General features: G+C 75.9%; 6 protein-coding genes. 5 read left to right on the plus strand and 1 reads right to left on the minus strand.

From position 1 onward, the window contains the following. The first annotated feature begins 205 nt into the window (after positions 1-205). Complete coding sequence (locus ACOJTC_RS28370) at positions 206-1,045, plus strand: fumarylacetoacetate hydrolase family protein (RefSeq protein ID WP_420119186.1); 840 nt, start codon at positions 206-208, stop codon at positions 1,043-1,045. Between the two features lie 79 nt (positions 1,046-1,124). On the opposite strand, the gene ACOJTC_RS28375 is transcribed toward ACOJTC_RS28370, so the two are convergent. Next, positions 1,125-1,862 (minus strand): SDR family NAD(P)-dependent oxidoreductase, encoded by a 738-nt coding sequence (locus ACOJTC_RS28375; protein WP_420119187.1) that lies wholly within the window; start codon positions 1,860-1,862, stop codon positions 1,125-1,127. 274 nt (positions 1,863-2,136) lie between these two features. Between ACOJTC_RS28375 and ACOJTC_RS28380 the strand changes: the two genes are divergently transcribed. From ACOJTC_RS28380 to ACOJTC_RS28395, 4 genes are all read left to right on the plus strand, one after another. After that, positions 2,137-2,823 carry a (Fe-S)-binding protein gene (locus ACOJTC_RS28380; protein ID WP_420119188.1) on the plus strand — a complete coding sequence of 229 codons (687 nt, stop codon included), beginning with the start codon at positions 2,137-2,139 and terminating at the stop codon, positions 2,821-2,823. Then, positions 2,820-4,262 (plus strand): lactate utilization protein B, encoded by a 1,443-nt coding sequence (locus ACOJTC_RS28385; protein ID WP_420119189.1) that lies wholly within the window; start codon positions 2,820-2,822, stop codon positions 4,260-4,262. Before ACOJTC_RS28380 ends, ACOJTC_RS28385 begins: the two co-directional genes overlap by 4 nt. Then, positions 4,252-4,773, plus strand: a complete 522-nt coding sequence (locus ACOJTC_RS28390; protein ID WP_420119190.1) for a LutC/YkgG family protein — start codon at positions 4,252-4,254, stop codon at positions 4,771-4,773. Before ACOJTC_RS28385 ends, ACOJTC_RS28390 begins: the two co-directional genes overlap by 11 nt. Positions 4,774-4,838: 65 nt before the next feature. After that, positions 4,839-5,665, plus strand: an 827-nt coding sequence (locus ACOJTC_RS28395) for a mucoidy inhibitor MuiA family protein (RefSeq protein ID WP_420119191.1), incomplete at its 3' end; no start/stop codon positions are given.

Genomic DNA, 5,665 nt, shown 5'->3' on the forward strand with positions numbered 1-5,665 from the left:
GGCCGGGAACAGGTCGACGAGCCGCCGGCCGTCCCCACCCGCCCGCCCGGGGCCACCGGGTACCCGCCCGTCGCCACCGGGTGCGGTTCGCCCACCGCAGTCGGGGCGACGCAGCGGGGCCGTCGTGCGGCACCGGGACGGCGGGTGCGCTGATCTACGATCCTGGATGGCGTCGGCGAGGCGCCCGATCGTGGAGAGGCAGCGGATGAAGCTGATGCGGGTTGGCCCGGCCGGCGCGGAACGGCCGGTGCTGTACGCCGACGGTCGGCACTACGACCTGTCCGCGCTCACCCCCGACATCGACGGCGCGTTCCTCGCCTCCGGTGGCCCCGACCGGGTCCGGGCGGCCAGTGACCTGCCGGAGCTGGACGTCACCGGGATGCGGGTCGGCCCGCCGGTGGCCCGCCCCGGCGTGGTGCTGTGCGTCGGGCAGAACTACGCCGCGCACGCCGCCGAGTCCGGAGCCGCCCCGCCCGAGACCCCGATCGTCTTCTACAAGGCGCCCAACACCGTGGTCGGCCCGTACGACGAGGTGCTGGTGCCCCGGGGCGCGACCGCGACCGACTGGGAGGTGGAGCTGGCCGTGGTCATCGGCCGGCGCGCCCGCTACCTGGAGTCGCCCGCGCAGAGCCTGGCCCACGTCGCCGGCTACCTGGTCGCCAACGACGTGTCCGAACGCGACTTCCAACTGCGCGACTCCGGTGGCCAGTGGTCCAAGGGGAAGTCCTGCGAGACGTTCCAGCCGCTCGGCCCGTGGCTGGTCACCCCGGACGAGATCCCCGACGTGCAGGACCTCGGGCTGCGCTCCTGGGTCAACGGCGAGCCCCGGCAGGACTCGCGCACCGCAGACATGATCTTCGACGTGGCGTACCTGGTCTGGCACCTGTCGCAGTACACCGTCCTCGACCCGGGCGACGTGATCAACACCGGCACGCCCGAGGGGGTGGCCCTGTCCGGCCGGTTCCCCTACCTGCGCCCCGGTGACGTGGTGGAGGTCGAGGTGGACGGTCTGGGCCGGCAGCGGGTCACCATGGCGGCGGCCTGACCGGCGGCCGGGGAGCCGCCGCCGGCACCGCCCGTCGGGTCGGCACCGGCCGGCGGGAGCCGGCGGCCGCAGCCCCGGGTCAGCGGACCAGCCGCAGGCCGGACATGCCGCCGTCGACGGCCAGCGCGGTGCCGGTGGTCGCCCCGGAGACCGGGGAGGCCAGGAAGGCGACCGCCTGGGCCACCTCGTCGGCGGTCACCAGCCTGCCGGTGGGCTGCCGGGCGGCCAACCGACGCTTCTCCGTGGCCGGGTCCTGCGCCCCGGCGAGCAGCCGGGCCACCCACGGGGTGTCCACCGTGCCCGGCGCCACCGTGCACACCCGGATGCCGTCGCCCACCAGGTCGGCGGCCATCGCCAGGCTGAGCGCGTGCACCGCGCCCTTGGTGGCCGAGTAGACGGCCCGGTCCACCAGGCCCGCCGTCGCGGCGATCGAGGTGATGCTGACGATGGCGGCGCTGGCCGAGCGGCGCAGGTGCGGCAGGGCCGCCCGGCAGGCGCGGGCCACCCCGACCACGTTGACGTCCAGACACCGGTGCCACTCGGCGTCGTCGGCGGCCTCCACCGCACCGACCGCGCTGACCGCCGCACAGTTCACCAGCACGTCCAGACCGCCCAGGGTCGCCGCGACCCGGTCCATGGTCTGCTCCAGCGGGGCGGTGACGTCGGCGGTGAGCCGCAGGTGCGCCCCGCCGGCCCCGGGATCGCGGTCGAGCACGGCGACCCGCGCCCCGCGGGCGGCCAGCAGGTCGGCGACCGCCGCGCCGATGCCCGAGCCACCCCCGGTCACGGCGGCCACCAGGCCCTGGAAATCCGTCATCTCGGCACCTCGTCGACGGGCGGTGGAGGCCGGGGGACGCCCACCCGCGCCCGACGCCCACCGGGCCGGCACGCCGCGACGACCGACGGGCCACCGGCCCGCCCCGCCGGTGCGCAGGATGCCGCACCCCGCGCCGACTGCATAGATCATATAGAATTCGTCAATCACGTCCCGGCCGTGCGAGCGGGCACGGCAACGCGGGCACGGCAAGGTGGCGTGGCAAGGCGGCACGGCAACGAGGGCACGGCGAGGGGGAGCGGCGAGGGGGGGCACGGTGCGCATCGCGTTGTTCGTCACCTGCCTCAACGACGCGTTCTTCCCCCGGGTCGGCATCGCCACCGTGACCCTGCTGGAGCGGCTCGGCCACACCGTCACCTTCCCCGCCGGGCAGAGCTGCTGCGGCCAGCTGCACGCCAACACCGGCCACCGGGCCCCGGCCCGCGACCTGGAACGGCACACCGAGGCGGCGTTCGCCGGTCACGACGTCGTCGTCTCGCCGTCCGGCTCCTGCGTGGCCCACCTGCGGGCGCACACCCGGCTGCCGGTGCACGAGCTGTCCGAGCTGCTGGTGGACGTGCTCGCGGTGACCGACGTGGGGGCCCGCTTCCCGTACCGGGTCACCTACCACCCGACCTGCCACGGGCTGCGGATGCTGCGGCTGGGCGACCGGCCGCTGCGGCTGCTCGCCGCCGTGCGCGACCTGGAACTGCTGCCGCTGCCCGAGCCGGAGCAGTGCTGCGGCTTCGGTGGCACCTTCGCACTGAAGAACGCCGCCGTGTCCGGGGCGATGCTCGCCGACAAGTGCGCCCACGCGGTCGCCACCGGCGCCGACTACCTGGCCGCCGCCGACAGCTCGTGCCTGGCCCACATCGGCGGTGGCCTGGCCCGCCGACCCGACGCCCCGCGACCCGTCCACTACGCCGAGATCCTCGCCGCCACCGGCAGCCAGGCGATCGGATGACGCCCCCGCCGGGCCGGCACCTGCCCATCGTGGCGGCCACCCCGTTCCCCCGGGCGGCGGCCGGCGCGCTGCGCGACGCCCAGCTCCGGGCCACCCTGGGCCGGGCCACCCGCACCATCCGGGACAAGCGGGCCGCCGTGGTGGCCGAGGTGCCCGACTGGGAACGGCTGCGCGAGCGGGCGGCCCGGGTCAAGGACGACGTCATCGACCGGCTGCCCGAGCTGGTGGACCAGTTCGCGCGGGCGGCCACCGCCGCCGGGGCGACCGTGCACCACGCCGCGGACGCCGCCGCCGCCAACGCGCTGGTCACCGAGCTGGTCCGGGCGCGGGGCGTCGACCGGGTGGTGAAGGTCAAGTCGATGGCGACCCAGGAGATCGGCCTCAACGAGGCGCTCGCCGCGGCGGGGGTCACGGCGGTGGAGACCGACCTGGCCGAGCTGATCGTGCAACTCGCCGACGACACCCCGTCGCACATCCTGGTGCCGGCGATCCACTACCACCGGGGGCAGATCCGCGAGCTGTTCGCCCGCCGGATGCCCGGCTTCACCGCCGACTCGGACGAGCCCGCGGTGCTGGCCGGCGCCGCCCGGGAGTACCTGCGGCGGACCTTCCTGTCGGCCCGGGTCGCCATCTGCGGGGCCAACTTCGCGGTGGCGGAGACCGGTTCCCTGGTGGTCGTCGAGTCCGAGGGCAACGGGCGGATGTGCCTGACCCTGCCGGACACCCTGATCGCCGTGGTCGGGGTCGAGAAGCTGCTGCCCCGGTTCACCGATCTCGGTGACTTCCTGCGGCTGCTGCCGCGTTCGTCGACCGGTGAGCGGATGAACCCGTACACCTCGATCGTCACCGGGGTGACCCCCGGCGACGGGCCGCGCCGGCTGCACATCGTGCTGCTCGACAACGGTCGTCGCCGGATCGCCGCGGACCCGGTGGGACGGGCGGCGTTGCGCTGCATCCGCTGCTCGGCCTGCCTGAACGTGTGCCCCGTGTACGAGCGGGTCGGCGGCCACGCCTACGGCTCGGTCTATCCCGGACCGATCGGCGCGATCCTGTCACCCCAGCTCACCGGGCAGGACGCCGGCCACAACGCGACCCTGCCGTACGCCTCGACGCTCTGCGGGGCCTGCTACGACGTCTGCCCCGTCAAGATCGACATTCCGGCGATCCTGGTGCACCTGCGCCAGACGGGGCCGAAGCCGGCCGCCGAGCGCGCGGCGATGGCGTGGCTCGCCTGGACGATGCGCGACCGTCGGCGGTGGCGGGTGGCGCTGCGCACGGTCCGCTCCGGCGGCCGGCCACTGCGGGTGCTGACCCGGCGGCACGGCGGACGGCTGCGCCGGGCGCCGTGGCCGCTGTCGGCCTGGACGGCGCACCGGGACGCCCCGCTGCCGGCCGGGGAGTCCTTCCGCGACTGGTGGCGGCGGACCCATGACTCCTGAGCTGAGCGCGCTCTTCGCCGCCCGCGCCGGTGACTACCGCGCCGGGGTGCACCCCTGCACCCCGGCGGAGCTGCCCGACCTGCTCGCCGCCCTGCTCGCCGGGGCCACCGCCGTGGTGCTGCCGGCCGGGACACCGCCGCAGTGGACCGCCCGGCTGGGCCCACCCACGCTGCCCGGGGACACCCTCACCGCCACCGAGCTCGACGCGCCCGGCCTGGCCGTGCTCACCGGCTGCGCGCTCGCCGTCGCCGAGACGGGCACCCTGGTCCTCGACGGGGGCCCGGCGCAGGGCCGCCGCCTGCTCACCCTGGTCCCCGACCACCACGTCTGCGTGGTCCGGGCCGCGCAGATCGTGGCCGACGTGCCCGACCTGGTGCGCGCCCTGCCCGACCCGACCCGCCCCGTCACGATGATCTCCGGGCCCTCCGCGACCAGCGACATCGAGCTGAGCCGGGTGGAGGGCGTGCACGGCCCGCGCCGCCTCGACATCGTCTGCCTGCAACCGGCGTAGCCGGCCCGCCTGTCGGCCCACCTGTCGTTCCGGCCGGCGTGCGCACCCCGGCTACCCTCGCCGCCGTGGACGCTGTGGAGATCGAAGCACCCGTGGTCGCCGTCACCGTGTATCCGGACCGTGCCCGGGTCACCCGAAGGGCGAGCATCCGGCTGGCCGCCGGTGAGCACCGGCTCCGGATCGCCCCGCTGCCGTTGCGGCTGCGCCGGGACTCGCTGCGGACCGGGGGCGGGGGCCCGGCCACCGTCCTCGGCGTGGAGGTGAGCACCTGGCGGCAGGCCCGCAGCACCGACGGTCAGGTCGACGCGCTGACCCGGCGGGCCCGGGAACTGACCGACGAACTCGCCGAGACCGACGACGCCGCCGAGGTCGAGACGCAGCGGCAACAGTTCCTCACCCGGCTGGCCGACCGGGCCGGCGGCACCTACGCCCGTACGCTGGCCGCCGGTGACGCCGCCCCGGCCGACGTGACGTCCTTCGCCGACGCGGTCGCCGCCCAGCTCACCGACTCCCACCGCCGCCGACGCGGGCTGGCCCGGCGACGTGTCGACCTGACCGAGGAACTGGCGGCCGTGCAGCGGCAGGTGGCCGACGCGGGCGGCAAACAGGCACCGGACCGGCTGGCCGCCGACGTGACGGTCGCCGTGGACGCCGACGACACCACCGTGGACCTGGAGCTGACCTACCTGGTCGACGGGGCCCGCTGGCAGTCCTCCTACGACCTGCGGCTGGTCGGCGACGCCATGACGGTCACCTGGTCCGCCCTGGTCACCCAGGACACCGGCGAGGACTGGCCGGAGTGCGTGCTCCAACTGTCCACCGCCCGCCCGGCGGCGGCCTCCGGCGTACCGGAGTTGTCGCCCTGGTACCTCGACCGGGTCCGGCCGGTCCC

This window comes from Micromonospora sp., from assembly GCF_048594385.1.
GTDB classification, from domain to species: domain Bacteria; phylum Actinomycetota; class Actinomycetes; order Mycobacteriales; family Micromonosporaceae; genus Micromonospora; species Micromonospora wenchangensis.